General features: G+C 60.4%; 27 protein-coding genes. 9 read left to right on the plus strand and 18 right to left on the minus strand.

Features of this window, described 5'->3' with window-relative positions; all coding sequences use genetic code 11:
* Nucleotides 1-32 precede the first annotated feature (32 nt).
* Together ACTJKS_RS12135 and ACTJKS_RS12140 are read right to left on the minus strand one after the other, a co-directional pair.
* Nucleotides 33-2177: a 3-hydroxyacyl-CoA dehydrogenase NAD-binding domain-containing protein gene (locus ACTJKS_RS12135; protein ID WP_108182138.1), complete on the minus strand. Its 2145-nt coding sequence runs from the start codon at nucleotides 2175-2177 to the stop codon at nucleotides 33-35.
* A 24-nt stretch (nucleotides 2178-2201) separates the two neighbouring features.
* Nucleotides 2202-3407 (minus strand): acetyl-CoA C-acetyltransferase, encoded by a 1206-nt coding sequence (locus ACTJKS_RS12140; protein ID WP_108182137.1) that lies wholly within the window; start codon nucleotides 3405-3407, stop codon nucleotides 2202-2204.
* 583 nt (nucleotides 3408-3990) lie between these two features.
* On the opposite strand from ACTJKS_RS12140, the gene ACTJKS_RS12145 reads away from it, so the two are divergent.
* Nucleotides 3991-4812 (plus strand): c-type cytochrome, encoded by an 822-nt coding sequence (locus tag ACTJKS_RS12145; RefSeq protein WP_108184373.1) that lies wholly within the window; start codon nucleotides 3991-3993, stop codon nucleotides 4810-4812.
* Nucleotides 4813-4933: 121 nt separating this feature from the next.
* Here ACTJKS_RS12145 and ACTJKS_RS12150 read toward each other — a convergent pair whose 3' ends face one another.
* The 10 genes from ACTJKS_RS12150 to ACTJKS_RS12195 all read right to left on the minus strand — a co-directional run bounded on the left by ACTJKS_RS12150 (nucleotide 4934) and on the right by ACTJKS_RS12195 (nucleotide 14236).
* Nucleotides 4934-5737 carry a transglutaminase family protein gene (locus tag ACTJKS_RS12150; RefSeq protein ID WP_108182136.1) on the minus strand — a complete coding sequence of 268 codons (804 nt, stop codon included), beginning with the start codon at nucleotides 5735-5737 and terminating at the stop codon, nucleotides 4934-4936.
* Complete coding sequence (locus ACTJKS_RS12155) at nucleotides 5734-6684, minus strand: alpha-E domain-containing protein (protein WP_007960702.1); 951 nt, start codon at nucleotides 6682-6684, stop codon at nucleotides 5734-5736. The genes ACTJKS_RS12150 and ACTJKS_RS12155 overlap by 4 nt, the downstream gene beginning before the upstream one ends.
* Nucleotides 6685-6696: 12 nt before the next feature.
* The gene (locus ACTJKS_RS12160; protein WP_108182135.1) at nucleotides 6697-8106 is read right to left on the minus strand and encodes a circularly permuted type 2 ATP-grasp protein; all 1410 of its coding nucleotides are present in this window, start codon (nucleotides 8104-8106) and stop codon (nucleotides 6697-6699) included.
* Between the two features lie 535 nt (nucleotides 8107-8641).
* Nucleotides 8642-8989 carry a ribonuclease E inhibitor RraB gene (locus tag ACTJKS_RS12165; RefSeq protein WP_041068892.1) on the minus strand — a complete coding sequence of 116 codons (348 nt, stop codon included), beginning with the start codon at nucleotides 8987-8989 and terminating at the stop codon, nucleotides 8642-8644.
* A 214-nt stretch (nucleotides 8990-9203) separates the two neighbouring features.
* Nucleotides 9204-9437, minus strand: coding sequence for a hypothetical protein (locus tag ACTJKS_RS12170; RefSeq protein ID WP_041068889.1), 234 nt, complete (start codon nucleotides 9435-9437; stop codon nucleotides 9204-9206).
* Between the two features lie 289 nt (nucleotides 9438-9726).
* Complete coding sequence (gene speE, locus ACTJKS_RS12175; protein ID WP_041068886.1) at nucleotides 9727-10602, minus strand: polyamine aminopropyltransferase; 876 nt, start codon at nucleotides 10600-10602, stop codon at nucleotides 9727-9729.
* Between the two features lie 228 nt (nucleotides 10603-10830).
* Complete coding sequence (locus tag ACTJKS_RS12180) at nucleotides 10831-11022, minus strand: PLDc N-terminal domain-containing protein (RefSeq protein ID WP_007960694.1); 192 nt, start codon at nucleotides 11020-11022, stop codon at nucleotides 10831-10833.
* Nucleotides 11023-11093: 71 nt separating this feature from the next.
* Nucleotides 11094-11624 carry a hypothetical protein gene (locus ACTJKS_RS12185; protein WP_047292960.1) on the minus strand — a complete coding sequence of 177 codons (531 nt, stop codon included), beginning with the start codon at nucleotides 11622-11624 and terminating at the stop codon, nucleotides 11094-11096.
* Between the two features lie 158 nt (nucleotides 11625-11782).
* The gene (locus ACTJKS_RS12190) at nucleotides 11783-12301 is read right to left on the minus strand and encodes an ankyrin repeat domain-containing protein (RefSeq protein WP_108182133.1); all 519 of its coding nucleotides are present in this window, start codon (nucleotides 12299-12301) and stop codon (nucleotides 11783-11785) included.
* A 96-nt stretch (nucleotides 12302-12397) separates the two neighbouring features.
* The gene (locus ACTJKS_RS12195) at nucleotides 12398-14236 is read right to left on the minus strand and encodes a long-chain-acyl-CoA synthetase (RefSeq protein WP_108182132.1); all 1839 of its coding nucleotides are present in this window, start codon (nucleotides 14234-14236) and stop codon (nucleotides 12398-12400) included.
* A gap of 377 nt (nucleotides 14237-14613) precedes the next feature.
* Between ACTJKS_RS12195 and ACTJKS_RS12200 the strand changes: the two genes are divergently transcribed.
* Nucleotides 14614-14892: a DUF3509 domain-containing protein gene (locus ACTJKS_RS12200; protein WP_027613327.1), complete on the plus strand. Its 279-nt coding sequence runs from the start codon at nucleotides 14614-14616 to the stop codon at nucleotides 14890-14892.
* Nucleotides 14893-15069: 177 nt separating this feature from the next.
* Here ACTJKS_RS12200 and mtnC read toward each other — a convergent pair whose 3' ends face one another.
* From mtnC to aroC, 5 genes are all read right to left on the minus strand, one after another.
* Complete coding sequence (mtnC, locus tag ACTJKS_RS12205) at nucleotides 15070-15753, minus strand: acireductone synthase (protein WP_108182131.1); 684 nt, start codon at nucleotides 15751-15753, stop codon at nucleotides 15070-15072.
* Between the two features lie 4 nt (nucleotides 15754-15757).
* A complete protein-coding gene (locus ACTJKS_RS12210; RefSeq protein ID WP_047293056.1) occupies nucleotides 15758-16303 on the minus strand; it encodes a 1,2-dihydroxy-3-keto-5-methylthiopentene dioxygenase in 546 nt (181 codons plus the stop codon).
* A gap of 92 nt (nucleotides 16304-16395) precedes the next feature.
* Nucleotides 16396-17022, minus strand: a complete 627-nt coding sequence (locus ACTJKS_RS12215; RefSeq protein WP_041068872.1) for a methylthioribulose 1-phosphate dehydratase — start codon at nucleotides 17020-17022, stop codon at nucleotides 16396-16398.
* Nucleotides 17019-18164, minus strand: coding sequence for an MFS transporter (locus tag ACTJKS_RS12220; RefSeq protein ID WP_108182130.1), 1146 nt, complete (start codon nucleotides 18162-18164; stop codon nucleotides 17019-17021). The genes ACTJKS_RS12215 and ACTJKS_RS12220 overlap by 4 nt, the downstream gene beginning before the upstream one ends.
* Before the next feature lie 31 nt (nucleotides 18165-18195).
* Entirely contained in the window at nucleotides 18196-19287 is a 1092-nt protein-coding gene (gene aroC, locus ACTJKS_RS12225; protein ID WP_041068866.1) for a chorismate synthase, read from the minus strand.
* A gap of 130 nt (nucleotides 19288-19417) precedes the next feature.
* Here aroC and ACTJKS_RS12230 point away from each other — a divergent pair, with 130 nt between their 5' ends.
* Entirely contained in the window at nucleotides 19418-20371 is a 954-nt protein-coding gene (locus ACTJKS_RS12230; RefSeq protein ID WP_262948037.1) for an alpha/beta hydrolase, read from the plus strand.
* 99 nt (nucleotides 20372-20470) lie between these two features.
* Entirely contained in the window at nucleotides 20471-21262 is a 792-nt protein-coding gene (locus ACTJKS_RS12235) for a hypothetical protein (protein WP_262948038.1), read from the plus strand.
* Between the two features lie 83 nt (nucleotides 21263-21345).
* Here the strand turns inward: ACTJKS_RS12235 and prmB are convergent, their stop codons facing one another.
* Nucleotides 21346-22254 carry a 50S ribosomal protein L3 N(5)-glutamine methyltransferase gene (gene prmB, locus ACTJKS_RS12240; protein ID WP_047292951.1) on the minus strand — a complete coding sequence of 303 codons (909 nt, stop codon included), beginning with the start codon at nucleotides 22252-22254 and terminating at the stop codon, nucleotides 21346-21348.
* 239 nt (nucleotides 22255-22493) lie between these two features.
* On the opposite strand from prmB, the gene ACTJKS_RS12245 reads away from it, so the two are divergent.
* The 5 genes from ACTJKS_RS12245 (at nucleotide 22494) to ACTJKS_RS12265 (ending at nucleotide 25264) form a co-directional block, all read left to right on the plus strand.
* Nucleotides 22494-23084, plus strand: coding sequence for a cysteine hydrolase family protein (locus ACTJKS_RS12245; RefSeq protein WP_003223193.1), 591 nt, complete (start codon nucleotides 22494-22496; stop codon nucleotides 23082-23084).
* 130 nt (nucleotides 23085-23214) lie between these two features.
* Nucleotides 23215-23535 (plus strand): hypothetical protein, encoded by a 321-nt coding sequence (locus ACTJKS_RS12250; protein ID WP_041068857.1) that lies wholly within the window; start codon nucleotides 23215-23217, stop codon nucleotides 23533-23535.
* Between the two features lie 74 nt (nucleotides 23536-23609).
* A complete protein-coding gene (locus ACTJKS_RS12255; RefSeq protein ID WP_041068854.1) occupies nucleotides 23610-24167 on the plus strand; it encodes a Smr/MutS family protein in 558 nt (185 codons plus the stop codon).
* 77 nt (nucleotides 24168-24244) lie between these two features.
* Nucleotides 24245-24790 carry a GTP cyclohydrolase I FolE gene (gene folE, locus ACTJKS_RS12260; protein WP_003204506.1) on the plus strand — a complete coding sequence of 182 codons (546 nt, stop codon included), beginning with the start codon at nucleotides 24245-24247 and terminating at the stop codon, nucleotides 24788-24790.
* 102 nt (nucleotides 24791-24892) lie between these two features.
* A complete protein-coding gene (locus tag ACTJKS_RS12265) occupies nucleotides 24893-25264 on the plus strand; it encodes a glutathione S-transferase N-terminal domain-containing protein (RefSeq protein ID WP_041068931.1) in 372 nt (123 codons plus the stop codon).
* Nucleotides 25265-25359: the final 95 nt, after the last annotated feature.

Consider the following 25359-nt stretch of genomic DNA (forward strand, 5'->3'; position numbering starts at 1 on the left):
CAAGGCAAGCCCCGCAGCGCTCAGCCGATCACTTAAAACAACTCGCCTTTCGCGGCTTTTTCCAGCAACAACGCCGGTGGCGCAAAGCGCTCGCCGTACTGCTCAGCCAGATACTGCGCGCGTGCGACGAAGTCCTGCACGCCGTACTGATTGATAAATTGCAATGCGCCGCCGGTCCATGGGGCAAATCCAATGCCGAAGATCGAGCCGACGTTGGCATCTGCCGTCGAAGTCAGTACACCCTCCTCCACGCAGCGCACGGTTTCCAGAGCCTGCACGAACAGCAGACGATCACGCACATCCTTCGGTGAAATCTGCCCGTCAGCCTTCTCGAAACGCGTCTTCAGCTCCGGCCACAGATGCTTCTGACCACCCGCCGGGTAATCGTAGAAGCCCCCGCCGGCGGCTTTACCCGGGCGCTTGTATTCGTTGAGCAGCAAGTCAATCACAGCGAACGCCGGATGCTCTGTCAGCGGTTTCCCTTCCGCTTGCAGGTCCTTGGCCGTTTGCTGATGGATATGGTTCATCAGGCTAAGGGAGACTTCGTCGGAGATCGCCAGCGGCCCGACCGGCATCCCGGCCTTGCGCGCTTCGGTCTCGATCATCGGCGCACTCACACCCTCGCCGAGCATGGCGATGCCTTCGTTGGTGAAGGTGCCGAACACCCGCGAGGTAAAGAAGCCACGACTGTCATTGACCACGATCGGGGTTTTCTTGATCTGCAGGACGAAGTCGAAACCGCGCGCCAGGGTTTCAGCACTGGTCTGCGCACCCTTGATGATTTCCACCAGCGGCATTTTGTCCACCGGGCTGAAGAAATGCAGACCGATGAACTTGCTCTGATCGGGTACTGCCGTCGCCAGTCCGGTGATCGGCAACGTTGATGTGTTGGAGGCAATCACCGCGTCAGCACCGACAATCTTTTGCGCTGCAGAGGAAACGTTGGCCTTCAGTTCACGGTCTTCGAACACCGCCTCGATGATCAGATCGCAACCCGCCAGATCGGCATCGCTCTCGCTGGCCTGGATCCGCGCCAGCACCGCCTCGCGTTTTTCAGCCGTCATCTGCCCACGGGCGACTTTCTTGTCCAGCAATGCCGCCGAGTGGGCCTTGCCCTTCTCGGCCGCCGCCAGGTTGATGTCCTTGAGTACCACGTCGATACCGGCCGAAGCACTGACGAAGGCGATACCGGCGCCCATCATGCCTGCGCCGAGCACACCGACCTTGCGCGTGACATAGGGCTCAAAGCCCTGCGGCCGCGAACCGCCGGCATTGATTTCGTTGAGCTGAAACCAGAAGGTGCCGATCAGGTTTTTCGAGATCTGCCCGGTGGTCAGTTCGGTGAAGTAACGGGTTTCGATCAGGTGCGCGGTGTCGAAATCGACCTGCGCACCCTCCACCGCCGCGCAGAGGATTTTCTCCGGCGCGGGCAGCGTGCCCTGAGTCTTGCTGCGCAGGATTGACGGCGCAATCGCCAGCATCTGCGCGACCTTCGGATTCGACGGCGTGCCGCCGGGAATCTGGTAGCCCTTCACATCCCAGCGCTGCATCGCGCTCGGGTTGGCGACAATCCAGGCGCGCGCCTTGGCCAGCAACTCGTCACGATCCGCCGCCAACTCATCGATCAGACCGGCCTGCAACGCCTGCTGTGGGCGGATCTTCTTGCCTTCGAGCAGATACGGCAGCGCCTTTTCGATCCCCAGCATACGCACCATACGCACCACCCCGCCGCCGCCCGGCAACAGTCCGAGGGTCACTTCCGGCAGACCGAGTTGCACCGCCGCATCGTCCAGCGCCACCCGGTGATGGCACGCCAGACAGATTTCCCAGCCTCCGCCGAGTGCGGCACCGTTGATCGCTGCGACCACCGGTTTGCCGAGGGTTTCCAGGGTGCGCAATTGCCCCTTGAGGCTCAGCACCATGTCATAGAACGCTTTGGCCTCGGGTTTACCGACTTTGATCAGCTCATTGAGGTCGCCGCCGGCAAAGAAGGTTTTCTTCGCCGAGGTGATGATGACCCCGGCAATGCTGTCCTTTTCCGCCACCAGCCGCGCGACGCAGGCGCCCATGGCCTGGCGGTATACGGCGTTCATGGTGTTGGCGCTCTGGCCCGGCATGTCGATGGTCAGCACGACGATGGCGTCCTGACCTTTTTCGTAACGAATGGCTTCGCTCATAACAAGATTCCTTGAATTCGGGGCTCAAAGGCGTTCGATGATGGTGGCAATGCCCATGCCGCCGCCGACGCACAGCGTCGCCAGGCCGTAACGCAGACCCCGGGTTTCCAGCTCATCGAGCAAGGTGCCGAGGATCGCGCAACCGGTTGCGCCCAGCGGATGGCCCATGGCGATCGAGCCGCCGTTGACGTTGACCTTGTCCGGGTCGACCGCCATGTCCTTGATGAACTTGAGCACCACCGAAGCAAACGCCTCGTTGACCTCGAACAGGTCGATGTCTTCCACGCGCAAACCGGCCTTGGCCAGCGCCTTGCGGGTGGCCGGCGCCGGGCCGGTGAGCATGATCGTCGGGTCAGTACTGGTCACCGCCGTGGCGACGATACGCGCCCGAGGCTGCAAACCCAGCGCACGGCCCTTGGCTTCGGAACCGATCAACATCAGCGCCGCACCGTCGACGATCCCGGAGCTGTTGCCCGGCGTGTGTACGTGGTTGATTCGCTCGACGTGGCTGTAAACCCGCAGCGCGGTGGCATCGAAGCCCATCTGGCCGATCATTTCGAAACTTGGCTTGAGTTTGCCCAGGCCTTCCATCGTCGATTCGGCGCGAATGAATTCGTCGTGGTCGAGCAGGATAATGCCGTTCTGGTCCTGCACCGGCACCAACGACTTGTTGAACGAACCGTCGGCCCGGGCACGTGCAGCTTTTTGCTGCGAGTGCAACGCATAGGCATCGACATCCTCACGGCTGAAGCCCTCAAGGGTGGCGATCAGATCCGCGCCAACGCCCTGCGGGGTGAAGTGGCTGTGCAGGTTGGTCTGCGGATCCAGCGCCCAGGCGCCGCCGTCGCTGCCCATCGGCACCCGCGACATCGACTCGACGCCACCGACCACCACCAGGTCTTCGAAACCGGAGCGGACTTTCATCGCGCCGAGATTCACCGCTTCCAGACCGGAGGCGCAGAAGCGGTTGATCTGCACACCGGCGACGCTGACGTCCCAATCCGCCACCTGCACCGAGGTTTTGGCGATATCGGAACCTTGATCGCCAATCGGCGTGACGCAACCGAGTACCACGTCATCGACCTGGCTGGTGTCCAGCGCGGTACGGCTCTGCAGCGCGGTCAACAGCCCCGCGACCAGATTCACCGGTTTGACGCTGTGCAGCGCGCCATCGGCCTTGCCTTTGCCACGGGGCGTACGTAGCGCATCGAAAATCAAAGCTTGGGTCATGACGTCCTCGAACCTGTGCGGTGAGTGAATTTCGTGGTCTCACTGTTGTCCCGCGCCGTCGAGGATTCAATGACCACAGCGCTCAATGATGTTGACGCGCACGCTCAGACGGACGGTCATCCACCCTCAGGTGAACCGGTTCAGGTCGGCGAGTTGTCTAGCAAGCGGTCGGCGCAGAAGCTGGCAATACGCCTCATGTCTTTTTTATTGCCAGCAGCAGCAAATACATACGAAATGGATCTAAGCCGCGCGTGACGCGGGCTCTAAGGTAGTAAATGTACGTCAGGGTCGTCGGGTTTTGCCGGGGCCGACGTTCTTCTACAGGAAGTGCAGCGTTTGCCGTCATGGATATGCAGGCAAACATCAGGAAATAACAATAAAGGCGGTCAAGCCATGTTCAAACAACCGAAAGTTCGTCAAGCCGGGCTCATTCTTTTCGCCACCACGCTGTTGCTTATTTTGCCGAACCTGACCAAGGTCATCGGCTGACTCGCCGGCCGGTGCATTTCATTGCCATCAACAATGTGACTGGCCCGCTTCCCGGGCCAGCGTGGCTGTGCCAACCTTTGCGCACTCCTACGACATGGACGGCGATCATTTGAAAACGCTCATTATGTTCTGGGCCTTGCTGCTGAGCATGCCCTTGTCTGCCGCACAGCTGGATCTGCAGCTGGGCGCAACTCGTCACACCTGGCAGACCGAGGAATTGCTCAAGCACCCTCAGGTACAAACCCTGACCATCAACAATGATGTGTCTTACAAGAAGGACATGATTTATCGCGCCGTCCCGGTCGCGGCGCTGCTCACGGGCATCAAACCGGACGATCATCTGCAAGCGGTGGCGCTGGACGGCTTTGCCGCCGAGCTGAGCGCTGCACCGTTGCTCAATACCAAAGGCGCACGGGCCTGGCTGGCGATCGAAGACCCGGCGCAGCCGTGGCCGCCGCTGTCCGAAGGCAAGCACAGCGCAGGGCCGTTTTATCTGGTATGGACCGACCCGCAGGCCGGCAATATCAGCCCGGAACAATGGCCGTTCCAGGTGGCAAGCATCAAGCGCATGGCGCCAGTGGCCGAACGTTTCCCTGCCCTGTTGCCGGATCCCGCGCTGAAAGCGAATGACCCGGTGAATCAGGGTTTTGCGCTGTTCCAGAAGAACTGCCTGGCCTGCCACCGCTTGAACGGTGCGGGCGATGCGCAGTTCGGGCCGGACCTGAACATTCCGTACAACCCGACCGAGTATTTCGGCGCGGACTTCCTCAAGCGCTACATTCGTGATCCACAGAGTTTGCGCCAGTGGCCACAGGCGAAGATGCCGGGGTTTTCGGCGGAGGTGTTGCCGGAGGGGGATTTGCAGTTGTTGATTGGCTATTTGCAGCACATGGCTGGGCGGAAGATCAAGCCATAAGCGTTGCGGTGATATCACCGGCCTCTTCGCTGGCAAGCCAGCTCCCACAGGATTACCGCGGATTCAGAGTCAGCGCATAACCTGTGGGAGCTGGCTTGCCAGCGATAGCGGTATCCCGGATCTACTGTTGCTGCACGGAAATGACTGGCGTCGGCGACACCAACACCTTCGCATGCATCTGCTCGCTCCCCCCGCCCCGGCGCATGCCGCGCACCGGGCAGGCGTCCAGATAATCCAGGCCCACCGCCAGTTTCAGGTGCCGCTCCGGGCGGGCCAATTGGTTGGTCACGTCAAAGCTGTACCAGGCGTCATCCAGCCATGCTTCGGCCCAGGCATGGCTGGCCAGGTGCTCGGCGTCTTCGCTGTACAGATAGCCGGAAACGTAGCGAGACGGGATCCCCAGGCTGCGTGCACAGGCGAGAAAGGCATGAGTGTGGTCCTGGCAAACCCCGGCGCGCCCGGCGAAGGCTTCGGCGGCACTGGTGTCGACTTCGGTGGAGCCCGGCGTGTAGGTCATGTGCTGATTCAAGCCGTGCATCAGATCGATCAGGGCGGTGCGGTCACGTCGCTGCTTGCAGGATTTGTCGGCAAACGTACGCAACGCTTCGTCCGCCTCGGTCAGGCGAGTGAAGCGCAGGAACGGCAGCGCCGACTGACTCTCATGCTCGGCCTCGCGCAACTCGTCGATATCTACCTGGCCGCGGGCGCCGATGATGATCGCTTCGTGCGGTTCATCCATGGTCAGCACATGCAGAATATTGCCGAACGGATCGAGCTGCGCGCGCACCGGTCGCGGCAGGTCGAGCTGCCAGCTCAACACGTGCTGACGCTCGCTGTCGTGCGGGGTCAGGCGCAGATACTGGATGCTCGCCCGCACCTGATCTTCATAGTGATAGGTGGTCTCGTGGCTAATGGAAAGTCTCATGCAGCCTCCAGGTATGAACTGTGAATCGCGTTGCCCAACTGGCGCACCAGCGGGATGAATTCGGTGAGCCAGGCGTGCAGGCCTTCGGCAAGGATTTCGTTGATGCCGGTGTAGCGCAGACGCGCGTCCATCTCAGCGGCCAGACGTTGCGCCGGACGGCCGTTGGCCCCTGGCAACTGGGCGAGGATCTGGTCGATTTCCTCGGTGCAGGCACGCAACGAACGCGGGACATCGGCGCGCAACAGCAGCAGCTCGGCGACATGCCGGGCGCCGGGGGCGTCGCGGTAGATCTCGGTGTAGGCCTCGAAAGACGACAGCGCCCGCAGCAGCGCACTCCATTGATAGTAAGCGTGGGCGGTGCCGTCACTGACGGCCTCGGCCTGATCGCCAGCCATTTCGTAGCGCGCATCGAGCAGGCGCAGCGTGTTGTCTGCACGCTCGATGAAGGTGCCCAGGCGAATGAAGCGGAACGCATCGTTGCGCATGATCGTGCCGTAGGACGCGCCACGGAACAGGTGCGAGCGCTCCTTGATCCACTCGCAGAAACGGCTCATGCCGTAACGGCTGAGGCCCTGCTCGGCAATGCCGCGAATCTCCAGCCAGGTGGCGTTGATGTTCTCCCACATGTCTGCGGTGATTCGTCCACGCACCGCGTGCGCACTGGCCCGCGCCGCGCCGAGACAGCTGTAGATGCTCGCCGGGTTGGCCGCATCGAGGGCGAAAAAATGCAGCAAGCGTTCGGCATGCAGTTCGCCGTGACGCTCAAGGTAATCGTCGAGGGTGCCGGTAATCAGCAGCGGCATGGCCAGCTCGTGCAGACCGTCGCCGCGACCGTCCTGCGGCATCAGCGACAGCGAATAACTGACATCGAGCATCCGCGCGAGGTTTTCCGCCCGCTCCAGGTAACGCGACATCCAGTACAGATCCGAGGCAGTTCTACTTAACATGGCAAGCTTCCTTCAATCCTCGACCACCCAGGTGTCCTTGGTTCCGCCACCCTGGGAGGAATTCACCACCAGGGAGCCTTCACGCAGGGCGACACGGGTCAAACCGCCGGGCACGACCCGGGTTTCGCGGCCAGACAGTACAAACGGACGCAGGTCGATATGGCGCGGCGCAATGCCGTTTTCGACAAAGGTCGGACAGGTCGACAGTGACAACGTCGGCTGCGCGATGTACGCGTGGGGTTTAGCTTTGATCCGGTCGCGGAATGCATCGATTTCCGCCGCCGTCGCCGCCGGCCCCACCAGCATTCCGTAACCGCCGGAGCCTTGGGTTTCCTTGACCACCAGATCCGGCAGATTGGCCAGTACATGGGAAAGTTCCGAGGGATTGCGGCACTGCCAGGTCGGCACGTTCTTCAGGATCGGCTCTTCGTCGAGGTAAAAGCGGATCATGTCGGTGACAAACGGGTACACCGACTTGTCGTCCGCCACGCCGGTGCCTATAGCGTTGGCCAGCACCACGTTGCCCGAGCGATAGGAGGACAGCAGTCCCGGTACGCCGAGCATTGAGTCCGGGCGGAACGCCAGCGGGTCGAGGAAAGCGTCGTCGAGACGCCGGTAAATCACGTCCACCGCTTTCGGCCCGTCGGTGGTGCGCATGAAGACCTTGTCGTCACGCACGAACAGATCCGCGCCCTCCACCAGCTCGACGCCCATTTCCCGTGCCAGAAAGGCGTGTTCGAAGAACGCACTGTTGAAGCGCCCCGGCGTCAGTACCACCACGCTCGGGTCGTCGATCGGGCTGGAGCTTTTCAGGGTGTCGAGCAACAGGTTCGGGTAGTGATCGATAGGCGCGATGCGCTGGGCGGCGAACAGCTCCGGAAACAGGCGCATCATCATCTTGCGGTCTTCAAGCATGTAGCTGACGCCGCTCGGGGTACGCAGGTTGTCTTCGAGCACGTAGTAGGTGCCGTCGCCGTCGCGCACCAGATCAACGCCGGAAATATGCGAATAGATATCGCGGTGCAGGTCCAGGCCCTGCATCGCCAACTGGTACTGCTCGTTGGCCAGCACCTGTTCGGCGGGAATGATCCCGGCCTTGATGATGCGCTGCTCGTGATAGAGGTCGGCAAGGAACATGTTCAGCGCCTTGACCCGCTGGATACAGCCACGCTCGACGATCCGCCACTCGCTGGCGGGAATGCTGCGCGGAATGGTGTCGAACGGAATCAGGCGCTCGGTGCCCTGCTCGTCGCCATAGAGCGTGAAGGTGATCCCGGCCCGGTGGAACAGCAGGTCGGCCTCGCGCCGCCGTTGCGCCAGCAACTCGTCAGGCGTGTCGGCAAGCCAGCGGGCGAACTCCCGGTAATGCGGGCGAACCTGGCCGCCGGCATCGTACATTTCATCAAAATAGGTGCGGATCATGCCGTACTCCTTGTCACCCGGACCTACAGGCCTTCGCAAGGCCCGTGCCATCGGCATAAACGCTTTGATTTCAATCGGTTGGATAATCAAGCCGCAAGCACCGCACCATTCCTGTGCGGCAAATGCTCCAACAGGATTGCCCCCGCTTCATTGCGACGCACTGCATCGCCTATCACCAGCATAGTCAGAGTTGATTTCACTGCTTGCGCCGGGCTGCGGATAATCGGCGCATTCGCTGAAAACTTCCCCACTGAAGGCTTCAGCTCCACTGATCCGGACTGCCCGCGCAGTCCCCGCAGGCCGTAACCCTGACCGGTTTCCTCTCCTTATCGGTCTTCCCTTTTAGCCACCCTCTCCGGTGGCTTTTTTTTGCCTTTCTGAAATGTTTTGAAAGTAAAAAGCAAAAGATCGCAGCCTCCAGCAGCTCCTGCAGGTGATTGGTGCAGAAGCTGCCGGAGGCTGCGATCTTTTGATCTTTGAAAACGACAACGGCCAACCCGAAGGTCAGCCGTTGCTCAATACCTGAATCCAGAGATCAGTTCAGACGATGGCGGTTGCGCACCTCCTGCTTGACGCCCCAGCCTTCGATGATGCCGCCCAGCGGCTCGACCACGGCAGAAAAGCCCTGCTCGAAATCGCCAATGTCGTCATAGGTCGCGTGCATCACTTTGCTCAGTTCCAGTGACCACGCGCCATCTTCGCGCGCACTGACCTGGGCATTGATGGATTCACCGCGAAATTTGCCCGCCGCCCTGCGCGCCCGCTCCTCGTCCGGAAAAATGGCGTAGAACTCGATGGGATGGAACCGGGAAAAGTCGAAACCGCCTTCTTTCATGCGGCGCAGTACGTTGCTGCTGATGTCTTCTTGATAGGCTGTGCTCATGAAACGTCCCCCTCGGATAGATGGATAGACTTTCCGTATTCCCGCCCCGGGCCTTACAGGCCAGAAGTACATCGGCAAACCGGTTGCCGGCGGGAAACAAGCATGTAGCTGACAAGACCAGACCTTAGCGATTCGTTCGCTGATCTCGCTTGCAGAGTAGCCCCAAGATAGAGCTGCTGCCAAGGCCTGGTTGTTGCGGATGAAAGGAAGATTTTCAGATTGGAGTGATGCTGCGGATCTTGATGCTGTTCTGGGTTTCGAGGCTTTTGACGCCAGCATCAGGGGTTCGCCCTTCCAGATCGTTCAGATCCAGTTTGGCGGCCACCGGCAGGAGCCGTTCCTTGATCAGGCGTGCAGCCTCGTCGTCACTGGGGCATTCCGCGCGCTCGAACACCTCATCGACAATTTCACCATGATCGTCCACGAAAGTGACTTTCCACTTTTGCATCGGTGCCTCCTCGATCAAACCCGCAAATGGGCTTACTACTATCTCGACTTTTGGCGAGATTGATCGTTCAAAAGGATTGCAGCGCACGAACATGAAAAAAAATTAACCGATGGGGAAACAGGCTTGTGTGGCGAGGGGATTCATCCCCGATGGGCGCGAAGCGTCCCTGAATTCAGCGAACGCATAGTGTCAGTTCCAACGCGTCTGCCGATTTTCCGACTGCTGCGCAGCCGGTCGGGGATAAATCCCCTCACCACAGGGGATCTATCACCGATCCGGGAATAGTGCGTCAGTCGTTGCTCGGCTTGTTGATCGCCTGCAGCACGTACTGTGGCAGCGCGAACGCGCCGATGTGGATTTCCGGGTTGTAGTAGCGGGTGACGATGCCGCTGCCGATGAAGCGCTGCTGCAAGGTTTCACGGCTCAGTTTGCGGTAGGCCGGGTTGGTCGAGCCCCAGGCGAAGGTCATCGAACCGCCAATGTAGGTCGGCACGGCCGCTTGATAGAAGTGCCAGTCCGGGAACAGGCTGCGCAGGCGACCGGCGGTGGTTTTGACTTCATCGATCTGCATGAACGGCGTGCCGTTCTGGGTCACGAGGATTCCGCCTTCGTTCAGGCAACGGTGACAGGCCTGGTAGAAGTTCTCCGAGAACAGCACTTCGCCCGGACCGATCGGGTCGGTGGAGTCGGAGATGATCACGTCGAATTTTTCTGTGGTGGTGGCGACGAAACGCATGCCGTCGTCGATCACCAGATTCAGGCGTGGATCGTCATAGGCGCCCTTGGAGTGGTTCGGCAGAAATTCCTTGCACATGTCGACCACGGTGCCGTCGATCTCGACCATGGTGATGTGCTCGACGCTGGCGTGCTTGGTCACTTCGCGCAGCATGCCACCGTCACCGCCGCCGATGATCAGCACGCGCTTGGCTGTGCCGTGGGCGAGGATCGGCACGTGGGTGAGCATTTCGTGGTAGATGAATTCGTCGGCTTCGGTGGTCTGGATCACTCCGTCCAGCGCCATCACCCGACCCATGCGCGGGTTCTGGAAGATCACCAGGTGTTGATGTTCGGTGCGCACTTCGTGCAGCAGTTTTTCCATGCGAAAACGCTGGCCGTAGCCTTCGTAGAGGGTTTCCAGGTACTCGCTGGTCTTGGTGACGGTCATGGTCAAGTGCTCCGATGAATGCGCGGGCGCCAATCGTGGGGGACGATTGCCCGGGAAAGGCGCGCATTCTACGTTGCCGAAGATGACAGGTCGAACCTCTGTTTATCGACAATCCACAATCCATGTAGGAGCTGCCGAAGGCTGCGATCTTTTGATCTCTGTTTTAAAAAAAACAAAGTCAAAAGATCGCAGCCTTCGGCAGCTCCTACAGGGGTATTACAGTGTTCTTCAGACCCGCACATTGCCCCGCGGCCCGGCAATCGCCCAGATGATCAGACCCAGCACCGGCAGGAGGATAATCAGCAGGACCCAGAGGATTTTCATCCCGGTCTCGGCACCGCTTTTCAGTACGTTGATAATGGCCCAGATGTCGAGGGCAAGAATGATCAGGCCAATCAGCCCGTTGAACGTGGAACCCATGGTGTCACTCCAGATTAGTGGCATGCACTTTTAGGATAGACGGTCGCGCGCAGGGTTCCCTTTTATTGCGTTCAGACGTGAACGGCGACTTTCAGCGCTTCCAGGGACGGCGCCGCCGCGATGCCGACTTCGGCACACAGCTCCAGCACTCGTGGCACGTCGTTGCCGTAGACCAGCACCACTTGCAGCTCGTCATCGAGCAGCTGACTGAAGTTCATCAGCGTGTAACCGCCGTTTTCCTTGTTCAGGCTGCTCATCTGCACCTGAATGCGGTTGAGTGCGGTCAGTGCCTCGGTCTTGGCCAGTTGCTTGGGCTTGAGGTTGAATTCGACGCCCGGGCCGAACGAGGCGACGATCTGCGCGAACAGGTCAACGTAGGTGTCGGCCTGGAACAGCACGGTGTCCGGCAGGCTGCCGACCACCACCCACTCACCCAGCGGAATCGGGAAGGTGTCGTCGTAGTTGATGTCCGGGTTGGCCGCGAGGAACGCATCGGCATCGGCGTAGGCCTGCGCCGCTTCGTCGGCCACGTTCAGGATCTCGTCCTCGCCCATGCAGCCGGAGCTGATTTTGCTAATGAGTTCGACGAGTGCGGCTTTCATGAGGGCGGATCCTGTGGAAGGTTGAATTTGAGGGCGCGGAGGATAGCGCACAAAGCAAAAGATCGCAGCCTGCGGCAGCTCCTACAAGTTCCGCGCCCATTTGGCGAACGAATGTGAGACCTGTAGGAGCTGCCGCAGGCTGCGATCTTTTGACCTTATCAGCCCAACAGCTTTTCCAGCTGCGCCGTGGTATCGACCGCCCCCATGGTCCGCGCCGCATCCAGCGCGGTGATGCCATTGGCATCTTTGGCTTGCGGATCCGCGCCTTTGCCGAGCAGGTAATCGACGATTTCAACGCGGTTGAACATCGCCGCCATCATCAACGCCGTGCGTCCGTCAAAGGACGAGCCTTCGATCTCGGCCCCCGCTTCCACCAGCGCCTTGACCACCGCCAGATCGCCTTTGAACGCGGCACCGGCAATCGGGCTCTGGCCGTTGCCGTTGCGCATTTCCGGGTCGGCCTTGTGCTTGAGCAGCACCTGCACCGCGTCGACGTGGCCGTAGTAACTGGCGAGCATCAAGAGCGTGTCGCCCTTGCTGTTTTTCAGGTTCACCGGCAAACCGGCGCTGATCAGCCGATCAAGCATCAGCGCATCACCTTCGCGCGCCTTGTTGAAAACCTGCTCGGTGAATTCGGCAGCTTCTTCAGGGGTCATCTGGCGGCTTTGGTCAGACATGGGCAACTCCACTTTCGGTTATTCGCAAAGCCGACAGTTTCCCGAGCGCGACGATAGCTGTCACCCCCTTTTTCTCAAGTCCGGCCATAGCCAATCTCAATAGCGGTACTTGCCCTGATGAATATCGGTCAGCACCTGATCCGTCACCTGCACGTAAGTCTGAGTGCCGGGCAACCAGGCATAGATTGGGTCATCCCCCGTCTGGGCGGGGTCGAAGCCCTCGTTTTTCAAACGGGTCTTCTGGTATTTGAACGTCCCGGTGGTTTCCATTTTCACCTTCACCCGCAGGAACAGCGGCACCGCATAGGCCGGCATGCGCTGACGGGCGAATGCGAGCAATTCAGTGAAATCCAGGGTCGCCAGTGACTCGGCGGGCGTAATGGCGGCCATCCCGGCGCGACCGTTGGTGTTGCGCACTTCCACACCGTAGGCCACCGCCTCGGAAATGTGCGGATGCTGCAACAACAGGTTTTCCACTTCCGTGGTCGAGACGTTTTCGCCCTTCCAGCGGTAGGTATCGCCGAGGCGATCGACAAACTGCGCATGGCCGAAACCGATATTGCGCAGCAAGTCGCCGGTATTGAAGAAGCGGTCGCCCTTGCTGAACACATCATGTAGCACCACTCTGGCGGTTTTCTCTGGGTCGGTGTAACCGTCCAGCGGGGCCTTTTCATCGATCCGTGCCAGCAGCAAGCCCTGCTCGCCCTTGCCGACCTTGCGCATGAAGCCGTTGGCGCTGCGCAGCGGCTGCCCGCTGTCGTGGTCGTATGCCACCAGTTCCCAGGCCATCAGCGAGAAACCAATGGTGTTGTCGAAGTTGAGAATGTTGCTGAAGCCGATATTGCCGTCACTCGCCGCGTACAGCTCGCAGATGTGCTCGACGGCAAACCGGGTCTTGAACTCGGCCCAGGCGCCGGGACGCAAGCCGTTGCCGATCATCTTGCGCACGGCGTGACGGCTGTCATCGGCGCTGGGTGGTTGATCGACCAGATAGCGGCACAATTCGCCGACATACCCGAGGGTGGTCGCGTTATAGCGACGCACGTCCGGCCAGAACTGGCTGGCGCTGAACTTGCGGCGGATGGCGAACCCGGAAGCACCGTTGATCGCCGAGCCCCAGCACACGCAGAGCCCCGTGGCGTGGTACAGCGGCAAAGTGCAATAGACGACGTCGTCGGGCGTCATGTTCAGGGCGATCATGCCGAAGCTGGCCGAACTGCGCATCCAGCGACCGTGCTTGAACACCCCGGCCTTGGGCAGGCCGGTGGTGCCGGAGGTGTAGATGTAAAAACACGGATCGTTGAAGAACACTTCGCCGCTGCTGGGCGGGTTGTCACCGGACGCATCGGCACTGGCACTGATCAGGTTGAGGTAGCCCTCGGGCGCAATGCCCGGGTGGCTGTAGGTGTCGCGGTCAGCGATAAACCAGGTGCGCTGCGCCGGGATCGACACCTGCTCGCGGATCGCGGCAAACGCCGGCTGCAGTTCTTCACCGAGCACGATCGCCACTGGCGCCACCAGATTGATGCTGTGAATCAGCGTATCGCGAGTCTGCGAGGTGTTGAGCAATGCGCTAACGGCACCGAGTTTGGCCAAGGCCAGAATGGCCACCAGCAGTTCCGGGCGGTTTTCGATGAACACCGCGACCACATCGCCCTTGCCGATGCCCTGCGCACTCAAATAGTGGGCGATGCGATTGGCCCATTGGTTGACCTGCGCGTAGGTCAGCAAGACGTTGTCCTGCAGGATCGCCAGGCCTTCAGGGTTACGCAGGGTTGCCTGCTCGAAGGTCCAGCCGAGGCCACACGTTTGGGTCGGATCCGTGACGTTGGCGACTTTCATGCCCTTGACCACCCGCGGGATGGCTTTGGCGATTGTCGGCAGTTTGCGGAGCATCATGCTCCAGGTAATCGTGTCGCTCGGCGCGTGACTCATGGCAGTTCCCCGTTCGACCTGGCTGGCCGGTTTCTTATTGTTCGGGCCGTGGCATGACCTGCGTTGCGGGCAAGGTCGGGATCGAAAATACGACAGCGCTTCTCAAGCTGTACACGCGGTTTTTGCAATGTTTTGTATCCGCCCGCTCATGCCTGGCAGCGGAGATTGCGCCTTTGCCATTTGGTTCCGTCCAACTGAAGAGAATCCCGCAAAATGCAGGATGCACGATGGCCATTCATGCAGTTTGCACGACCCGTGCAAATTTCATGATTTTCAAACTATTGATTTTAAAGGATTTTTTATTTTTCAAATACTGGCACAATCGCTGCAACCTCCTCTGCATGCTTGCCCTTCAAGTGCATACGGAGCTGAAAGACATGAGCCTGATTCAAGAAAAATTTACCTCCCTGTTCTCCAACTTCAACGTCACCACTGCACCGCGTCCTGATGGCGGGATTTTGCTGACCTTGCGCAGCAGCGAAGGCAAAGTGTTCAAGCGCGCCTTGACCTACCAGCAAATGCACAACGCCGACCAACTGTCATGGGCAATCAGCGCCATCCGTCGTGACCTGGCAGAAGAAGCCAGTGAACTGCCGCAGATTGCAATGCTGCAAAGCCAGCAGCGTTTTGCCCTGCCGACGTATCACTCGCTGTAAAAATGTAAACGCATTAAACAAAAAAGGCCGTGAAGCATCTGCTCCACGGCCTTTTGTTTGTACGCAATGCTTATGTAGGAGCTGCCGAAGGCTGCGATCTTTTGATCTTGATCTTTAATACCAAATCAAGATCAAAAGATCGCAGCCTTCGGCAGCTCCTACAGGGGTTGTGTGTGGTTAGAAGGCTTCGGGTTCGATGCCGGTGAAGCTGTCGACGGTGATATGGCTTCCCAGCTCCCCACCCTCGCGAGCCAGGCCGCAGGTCTGCAAACCGGCAGCCTGCGCGGCATCCAGTTCCTCGACGATGTCCGACAGAAACAGAATCTCCCCCGGCTCGACGCCAATTGCCTGTTGGATGTTGCGATAGGACTGTTCTTCGCGTTTAGGCCCCGACGTGGTGTCGAAGTAACCGCTGAACAGCGGTGTCAGATCCCCCGCCTCGGAGCAGCCGAAAATCAGCTTCTGCGCCTGGATCGAACCCGACGAATACACAAACAGTTGATAACCGGCCTGATGCCAGCGCTTGAGCGCTTCAACGGCATCCGGGTAGACGTGGCCTTTCAACTGCCCGGCTTGATAGCCCTGCGCCCAGACCATGCCTTGCAGCGCTTTGAGCGGCGTGGCCTTGCGGTCTTCGGCGATCCAGCTCAGGAGGATTTCCACCACCCGTTCAACATCGGCCTGCGGCTCGTTGTTGTCGCGGCGCACGGCGGCGATCTGCTCGGCGACATCGGCGCGCTCGGCATTCTGCCGCACGAAGTCCGGCAGGTGTTTGGCCGCATACGGGAACAGCACATCAAAAACGAAACTCACCGCGCTGGTGGTGCCTTCAATGTCGGTGAGGATGACTTTGATCGACATCGGCTCAGTCCTCCAGACGCGGGAAGCGCCCGGCGATGTCTTCGCCGGTGAAGTTGGCGACCCAGCCTTCCGGGTTGTTGAACAGGCGAATCGCCACGAAATGCGGGTGCTCGCCCATGTCGAACCAGTGTTTGGTGCCGGCCGGCACCGAGATCAGGTCGTTCTTCTCGCACAGCACCGCGTACACGTAATCGTCGATGTGCAAAGTAAACAGGCCCCGACCGGCGACGAAAAAGCGCACTTCGTCCTCGCCATGGCGGTGTTCTTCAAGGAACTTGGCGCGCAGTTCGGCTTTTTGCGGGTGATCGCTGTTGAGGCTGATCACATCGACGGTGATGTAACCGCGCTCGGTCATCAGCTTGTCGATCTGCTCCTGATAGGCGCTGATCACCTCTTCCTGGCTGGCACCGGGCTGGATCTTCGTCGCGGCTTGCCAGCGGTCGAAGCGTACGCCCTGCTCGGCGAGCGTCGAGGCGATGTCTTCGAAATGGGTCAGCACCTTGTTCGGAATCTCGGGGCTGGATACGTGATAAACGGACAGGCTGCTCATGGGCAATTCCTCGGTAACGGCCTTGCCGTCCGGTTCTTGCAGACCGGTCGGGCAGTGCATTTCATCAGGCAAATGGGCGGCTTCTGGTGAAGTCAGCCTTGGCGGTTCATGACGCTGCGGGTTTTCAACTCGCATTCAAACAGAAATTCAAAAGCCTCGATCTGCCGCAGGGCATCGCTCATCTGCGCACCCCAGGTGTAGAGGCCGTGGCCGCGAATCAGGTAACCGACGCAATCGGGATGGGCGTCGAGCCAAGGCTGCACCTTGGCCGCGAGGCGCGCAATGTCCTGATCGTTGTCGAAGATCGGCACGCGCACCCGGGATTCGTGGGTGGAGATGCCGCTGAAGGCTTTTTGCAGTTCGTAGTCTTCGAACTCGATAAAGTCTTGCGGTGTCAGCCGCGACAGGACCGTGGCGTTCACCGAATGGGTGTGCAGCACCGCACCGATTTCCGCGCGCCAGCTGTAGAGCTGAGTGTGGAGCAGGGTTTCGGCCGAGGGCTTTTTGCCCGGTTCCAGGCTGTTGCCGGACAAATCCGTGGCGAGCACATCGTCCAGGCCCAACTGGCCCTTGTGCTTGCCGGACACGGTCAGCAGCGCTTCGCTCGGCGACAGGCGCGTCGAGTAATTGCTGCTGGTGGCCGGCGACCAGCCGCGACCATAAAGAAAACGCCCGGCGTCGACGATTTGCTGGGCGAGCTGTTCACGCGTAAGGCTCATGGCCTGTCCTCTTGCATACGTGTGGCAATGATAACGGCAGCAGCGAGCGCCGCGAGACTGGCAATACTAAAGGTCAATGTCGCGCCGAGGGCATTCCAGCTGTAACCGGAATACAACGCACCGAGCGCGCCACCGGTGCCGGCCAGCGCGGCGTAAAGCGCCTGACCCTGACCTTGCTGACGCGCACCGAAGCTACGTTGCACGAACGCGATGGCAGCCGCATGAAAGCTGCCGAAGGTCGCCGCGTGCAGCACTTGCGCAAACAACAGCAGCCACAGGAATTCGGCGAACGAACCTAGCAGCAACCAGCGCAGCGCCGCCAGCAGAAAACTCACCATCAGCACCCGACGCAAGGAAAACCGCGCGAGAATCCGGCTCATGGCCATGAACATCAGCACTTCCGCCACTACACCGACGGCCCACAGCATACCGATCACACCACGGCTATAACCGAGTCGCTCAAGGTGCAAAGTCAGAAACGTGTAATACGGGCCGTGGCTCATCTGCATCAGCGCGACGCAGGCGTAAAACGCCAGCACACCAGGGCTGCGCAGCTGCTTGAGGAAACCTTCGCCGCTTGGCCGGTTACCTTGCGGGGGTTGCGCGTTCGGCACCCACAGGCTGCTGAGGACGATGCCGGCCATGATCAGCACCAGCGCGGCCGGGTAGATATCGAGACTGAGCCATTCGAACAAACGGCCCAGCGCGACCACGGTGATGATGAAACCGATCGAACCCCACAGGCGAATCTGGCTGTAGCGCGAGGTTTGTCCCTGCAAATGCGCAAGGGTGATGACTTCGAATTGCGGCAATACCGCATGCCAGAAGAACGCATGCAGCGCCATGACCATCGCCAGCCAGGCGTAGGTCTTGCTGACGAAAATCAGCGAGAACGTCAGCAGCGTGCACACGGCGCCAAAGCGCACGATGGCCAGGCGTTTGCCGGTGTAGTCACCGAGCCAGCCCCAGATGTTCGGCGCCACACAGCGCATCAGCATCGGGATCGCCACCAGTTCGCCGATGCGCGCGGGGCTGAAGCCGAGGTGATCGAAGTACAGCGCCAGAAACGGCGCTGTCGAACCGAGCAAGGCGAAATAGAACAGATAGAAACTGGACAGCCGCCAGTACGGGAGCGCCGCCACGGTCAGGCCGCGACGGCTTGGCGATCAACCATCAAAGCTGACCCAGCACCGGGGTGCTGACGCGCACGTCGGCGTTCTGCCCACGGTGACGCAGCAGGTGGTCCATCAACACGATGGCCATCATCGCTTCGGCAATGGGCGTGGCGCGGATGCCGACGCACGGGTCATGGCGGCCCTTGGTAATCACGTCCACCGGGTTGCCGTGGATGTCGATCGAACGGCCCGGGGTGGTGATGCTCGATGTTGGCTTCAACGCCAAGTGAGCCACAATCGGCTGACCGGACGAGATCCCGCCAAGAATGCCGCCAGCGTTATTGCTGAGGAAACCTTCCGGGGTCAGTTCATCACGATGCTCGGTGCCGCGCTGAGCGACGCAGGCGAAACCGGCGCCTATTTCCACGCCTTTCACCGCGTTGATGCTCATCAGTGCGTGCGCCAGTTCAGCGTCGAGGCGATCGAAAATCGGCTCGCCCAGGCCCGGCATCACGCCCTCCGCAACCACGGTGATCTTCGCCCCGACCGAGTCCTGATCGCGGCGCAATTGGTCCATGTAAGCTTCCAGCTCCGGCACCTTGTCCGGGTCCGGGCTGAAGAACGCGTTCTGTTCCACCGAATCCCAGGTCTTGAACGGGATTTCGATCGGACCGAGCTGGCTCATGTAGCCACGGATGACAATGCCTTGGGTGGCGAGGAATTTCTTCGCAATCGCCCCGGCCGCCACGCGCATGGCGGTTTCGCGCGCCGAGCTGCGTCCGCCGCCGCGATAATCGCGCTCACCGTATTTGTGGTGGTAGGTGTAGTCGGCGTGCGCCGGGCGGAACAGATCCTTGATCGCCGAGTAGTCCTTGGACTTCTGGTCGGTGTTGCGGATCAACAGGCCGATCGAGCAACCTGTGGTGCGCCCTTCGAACACGCCGGAGAGGATTTCGACTTCGTCGGCTTCCTGGCGCTGGGTGGTGTGGCGGCTGGTGCCCGGCTTGCGGCGATCGAGGTCGCGCTGCAGGTCTTCGAGGGAGATCTCCAGGCCCGGCGGGCAGCCGTCGACAATGGCGACCAACGCCGGACCATGGCTCTCGCCAGCGGTGGTGACAGTGAACAACTTGCCGTAGGTATTGCCGGACATGCAGGACGCTCCGTGAAATCAAACCCGAATTCGTGATGCGCGCCAGTATACGCAGGCTAACCGAGTAGTTCATCCTCGAACCTTAGTGGTGTTGGTGAGTCCAACCGGCACCTTGGCGAATGATGGCGTGATGATGCTGCGAGTTCTGATCTTGAGTCTTACCCTGTTTACCGGCTTTGCCCACGCGACTGTCCTGCAGCGCCCGATCTCTCTGGACACCGGCAACGGTGAACTTTTCGGCTCGCTGTTGCTGCCAAAATCCGACAGCCCGGTGCCGGTTGTCCTGATCCTTGCCGGCTCCGGTCCCACAGATCGCGACGGCAATAACCCCGATGGCGGGCGCAATGACAGTCTCAAACGGCTGGCCTGGGTGCTGGCCAAACACAACATTGCCAGCGTGCGCTACGACAAGCGCGGTGTCGCTGCGAGCTTCGCGGCCACGCCTGACGAGCGCAATCTGTCGGTGGAGGCCTACGTCAACGATGCTGTGGCCTGGAGCCAGAAGCTGAAAAGTGATCCGCGTTTCGGCCCGTTGATTCTGCTCGGTCACAGCGAAGGTGCACTGATTGCCACCCTCGCCGCCCCGCGTGCCGACGCCGCTGCGCTGATTTCGCTGTCCGGCAGCGCGCGCCCGGTGGATCAGGTGATCCGCGAGCAACTGGCGCGCAGCCTGCCGCCACCGTTGATGTTGCGCAGCAACCAGATTCTCGACAGCCTCAAGGCCGGTCACACCGATGCCGACGTGCCGGCGCCGTTGCAACCGATCTTCCGCCCGAGCGTGCAGCCGTATCTGATTTCGCTGTTCCGTCAGGATCCGGCCAAGGCATTTGCACAGTTGAAGATGCCGGCGCTGATCGTTCAGGGCAGCAACGACATGCAGGTCGGCGTCGGCGATGCACAGGCGCTCAAAGCGGCCAATCCCAATGCCGAACTGGTGGTAATCGACGGCATGAACCACGTCATGCGCATCGTCGCTGCCGATGTGAAGCGCCAATTGGCCTCCTACAAGGACCCGAATTTGCCACTGGCGGCGGAACTGGGCGGCAAACTCATCGAATTTATTGACGGACTTCGCAGCCGTTAAACGGTGTTTACCCTCCAGTCCTGAAAAAAACGGCCGATAAGCCTTTGTCGCCAGCGAACCGGCTGGCGACAAGCAGGGCTTGGACAGGATCTCGCCGTTATGACTGATACCCCGACTTCACCCGACACCACCGCTGAAAAAGACGCACCGCCAGCGGTCGAGCTGCCATGGGCGGACGTCAGCGTCGAGCACCACAAGATGCTCCGCCTGGCCCCGCTGCAAACTGACCGTCACACCGGTGGCCGGCCGTTGCGTTTTGTCGAATTCGGCTATGCCGAGCGCAACAGCAAAGAGCACAGCCTGATGCGCATGGCGATCAAACTGCCCGGCCAGCGCGTGCGCAAAGAGCAGAACCATCTCGATGTGTGGGTCAATCACGCCAGCAAGCGTGTGCATTTCGGCCCCGACAGCGGCTTGCAGATCGAACCGCTGAACCGTGGCATCGGTCGCTTCCTGGCCGCGCAAGGCATCAATTGGGCGAAAAAACGCTGGCCCGCCTACACCGTCGACGGCATGGACCTGAACAACAAGGACGCGCTGAACGAAGACACCCGCCTGCGTCGCGATCACTTCTTGCGCGTGCATGGTTTTGACGTGGTCTACGCCGACGCCCAGCATTTGAAGGGCAGCGTCAAAGAGGTGCAGGTCGGTGACTTGCTGGGCGACTGGAACAGCGAGAAGCTGCAGATCGTCGAGATTCTCGAAGCGGCGCAGATGCTGCAGCAGGCCGAGCAGAACCTGGCCGAGCAGGAAGTGAAGCTGAAGAAGCAGGAAGAGAAGGTCAGCAAGTTCAAGCGTGAAGATGCTGGTTTGCGTTTTACCATTACTTGCCTGGTGGCATTTGCGGTGTTTCAGGCGGGGTTGTTGATCTGGATTGCTACGCACCGGTAGATCAAAAGATCGCAGCCTGCGGCAGCTCCTACAGGGGATCCGTGTAGGAGCTGGCGAAGCCTGCGATCTTTTGCTTTTCGCCCTTAAACGCGGGAGGCGAACAGGGCCTGATGAGCACGGCACTGCTCTGCGGTCAGCATGAACACGCCATGCCCGCCGCGCTCGAAATCGAGCCAGGCGAAGTCGACTTCCGGGTACAGCGCTTCGACGTGCACCTGGCTGTTGCCCACCTCAACGATCAGCAAACCCTTCTCGGTCAGGTGATCCGCCGCCTCGGCGAGCATCCGTCGCACCAGGTTCAAGCCGTCATCACCACAGGCCAGGCCCAGCTCCGGTTCGTGCTGGTATTCGTCCGGCATGTCGGCGAAATCTTCTGCGTCAACGTACGGCGGGTTCGACACGATCAGATCGAAACGCTGACCTGGCAACCCGTCAAACCCATCGCCCTGCACCGTGTACACACGCTCATCGACGCCGTGGCGCTCGATGTTCTGGTTGGCCACCTCCAGCGCTTCGAACGACAGATCGGCCAGCACCACTTCAGCGTTCTGGAACTCGTAGGCGCAGGCGATGCCGATGCAGCCGGAGCCGGTGCACAGGTCGAGAATGCGTGCCGGCTCGTCGCCGATCCACGGCGCGAAACGGTTTTCGATCAGCTCGCCAATCGGTGAACGCGGGATCAGCACGCGCTCATCAACGATGAACGACATGCCACAGAACCACGCCTCGCCCAGCAGGTAGGCAGTCGGGATGCGCTCTTCGATGCGGCGCTTGAGCAGGCGTTGCAGGTTGACCAGTTCGTCGTCTTCCAGCGCACAGTCGAGGTAGCTGTCGGCGATCTCCCATGGCAGGTGCAAGGCACCGAGGACCAACTGCCGGGCTTCATCCCAGGCATTGTCGGTGCCATGGCCGAAAAACAGATCCTCCCCATGGAAGCGGCTGACGGCCCAACGGATGTGGTCGCGCAGGGTACGAAGTCGGGAAGTGATCACGGGGCAGAACTCCAGAAAAAACGACTGGCGATTCTACCAGCCAAAACGCCCGCCGACGACGCAGGAAAATCAGCGGAGCGACAGTAGGACCTTTCTGATTTTTGCATCAGCTATTGAACAGAACGTGTAACTTGACAAGGCTGCAGGCCAGTAACGACGGCGCCTACGATGGTAGCGGTTCACAGAAGCGCTCAGCCAGAGGACAATGCCGCAAAAGCCCCACCCCAAGGAGCCCCAGAATGTCCGTTCCAAAAACGATGTTTCAACTCAGCGGCCGCGGTTACGCAGCGGCCACACTGAGCCATGCCACCGTGGTCATCATCGATGCCCAGAAAGAGTACCTCAGTGGCCCGCTGGCCCTGAGCGGCATGGACGCGGCCGTCGCGAACATCAAACAACTGGTCGCTGCGGCCCGTGCAGCCGGTCGGCCGATCGTGCACGTGCGTCATCTCGGCACCGTCGGTGGCCTGTTCGACCCACAGGGCGAACGTGGCGAATTCATCCCCGGCCTTGAGCCACAGGGCGATGAAACCATCATCGGCAAACTGCTGCCGAGTGCGTTTCACGGTACCGAACTGCTGGACCGTCTGCAGAACCTCGGCTCGCTGGACCTGATCGTCTGCGGCTTCATGAGCCACTCCAGCGTCAGCACCACCGTGCGTGCGGCGAAGAACCTGGGTTTCCGTTGCACGCTGGTCGAAGACGCCTGCGCCACCCGCGACCTGCCGTTCAAGGGCCGCGTGCTCAGCGCTGCCGTGGTACAGGAAGCGGAAATGGCGATCATGGCCGACAACTTCGCCACCCTCGCCCTGACTCAAGATCTGATCTGATCTCTGCGAATGAGCGGCTCACCGCGCCGCTCATCCGCAAAAGCCTCGCATTTGCTTCAATTGCCTTAGCCTCAGGAACAACCCGGTCAACTCCCGGTCGAAGGGCCGATACCCATTGAGGAAGGTCGGAATGAAGTTATCCGATGGATTTGACGCACGCCGCTTGCGGCCCAAAGGCCAAAGCAACTGGCGTTTTCGATTCGGCGCAGCGATCGCCGCCATGCTGGCGACGTTCGGTGTGCTGCTGGCGATGGCCGGTGCCGCCAGCCTGCTGGGACGCCCGCCGGCGCTCGGCGACTTGAATGCCACGCCGATGGGTTCGGCGATCATTCTCGCGGTCGGCTTGTTGTTCCTGTACTTCGGCGTGGCCCTGTGGCGTCGATGCCGGCGTCGCGCCCGGCAATCGCGGGAACTGAACATGTCCCCGCACCTGATGAAAAAACACGACTGACTGCACGGCCTGGCTTTTTGCCGGGCCGTTTTGTTTCGACTTGGGTAAACTGGCCGCCCTTCGCGGAGGCTGACATGCAAGACGACGATTTTTCCCTGTTCAAAAGTGCGATCCAAGGCGTCAAGCCGATCAAGCACGACCGCGCCGACACCGGCAAACCCAAGGCTGACCGCGCGCACATTGCCAAGCTGCGCCAGTCCGCCACTGTGCGCACCGACAACACCACCGTGGATGGCCTGTCCGATCAGTTCGTGATCGACGTCGGCCCCGAAGACGAGTTGATGTGGGCCCGCGACGGGGTGCAGGAAAGCCAGATGCGCAAGCTCAAGATCGGGCAGATCCCGTTCGAAGGCAGCCTCGACCTGCACGGCATGAACGTGGAAAAGGCCCGCGAGACGCTTTGGGCGTTTCTCGCCGAAGCAACCCGATTCGAAATCCGCTGCGTGCGCGTCACCCACGGCAAGGCCGTGCGCCTGGACGGCAAGCGGCCGATGATCAAAAGCCACGTCAACACGTGGCTGCGCCAGCATCCGCAAGTGCTCGGTTTCTGCTCATGTCAGGCAAAACACGGCGGTGCCGGTGCGGTGTACGTGATGCTCAAACGCACCATGATGGAAGGCCGCGACGAATAATCGCGTTACACCGAACTTGCAGGGTTGTGTCCGCCACCGTACCCTTGCCCTTTGCGAAAATCCCCACAGGTAGTTTCATGTCCCTGGAACAGAATTACACCGCGATTCTCGGCCAACTGGGCGAGGACGTCTCCCGCGAGGGCCTGCTCGACACGCCAAAGCGTGCCGCCAAAGCCATGCAGTACCTCTGCCGCGGTTATGAACAGACGCTCGAAGAGGTCACCAACGGTGCCCTGTTCAGCTCCGACAACAGCGAAATGGTGCTGGTCAAGGACATCGAGCTGTACTCGTTGTGCGAACACCACCTGCTGCCGTTCATCGGCAAGGCCCACGTCGCGTACATTCCGAGCGGCAAAGTGCTGGGCCTGTCGAAGGTCGCGCGGATCGTCGACATGTACGCCCGCCGCCTGCAGATCCAGGAAAACCTCAGCCGCCAGATCGCCGACGCGGTGCAGCAAGTCACCGGTGCGCTGGGCGTGGCCGTGGTGATCGAGGCCAAGCACATGTGCATGATGATGCGCGGTGTCGAGAAACAGAATTCGTCGATGATCACTTCGGTGATGCTCGGTGAGTTCCGCGAAAACGCGGCGACTCGCAGCGAGTTCCTCAGCCTGATCAAGTAATCGGCTGCAGAAAAAACCGGCGTTGATCGCCGGTTTTATTTCGTCCGTGAAAAATCGGGTAAGCTGCGCGCCCTTCTCTCTTTGCACCGTGAGGCTTTCAACGTGTTCGTAAAAGCGCTTCGTGTCGGCCTTGGCCAACTGATCATCTTCATCGACTTCATCACCCGTCCGGGCAAGAAGCAGCGCCCGGCCGAAGTACAGGCACAAGTCAACGCCGCCGCCAAAGGCCTGACCCTGTATCAGTTCCACGCCTGCCCGTTCTGCGTGAAAACCCGCCGCACCCTGCGTCGCCTGAATGTGCCGGTCGCACTGAAGGACGCGAAGAACAACGAACAGGATCGCCAGACCCTGCTGAGTCAGGGCGGCAAGATCAAGGTGCCGTGCCTGCGCATTGAAGAGAATGGGCAGACGACCTGGATGTATGAGTCCAAGGTGATTATTGATTATCTGGATAAGCGGTTTGCGGCGGTCTGATGATTATGTGGTGGGTTGATTGACGCCTTCGCGAGCAGGCTCGCTCCCACCCTTTGAAATGCATTTCCNGAGCGAGCCTGCTCGCGAAGAGGCCT

The organism is Pseudomonas sp. 22189 (assembly GCF_052045635.1).
GTDB classification, from domain to species: domain Bacteria; phylum Pseudomonadota; class Gammaproteobacteria; order Pseudomonadales; family Pseudomonadaceae; genus Aquipseudomonas; species Aquipseudomonas parakoreensis.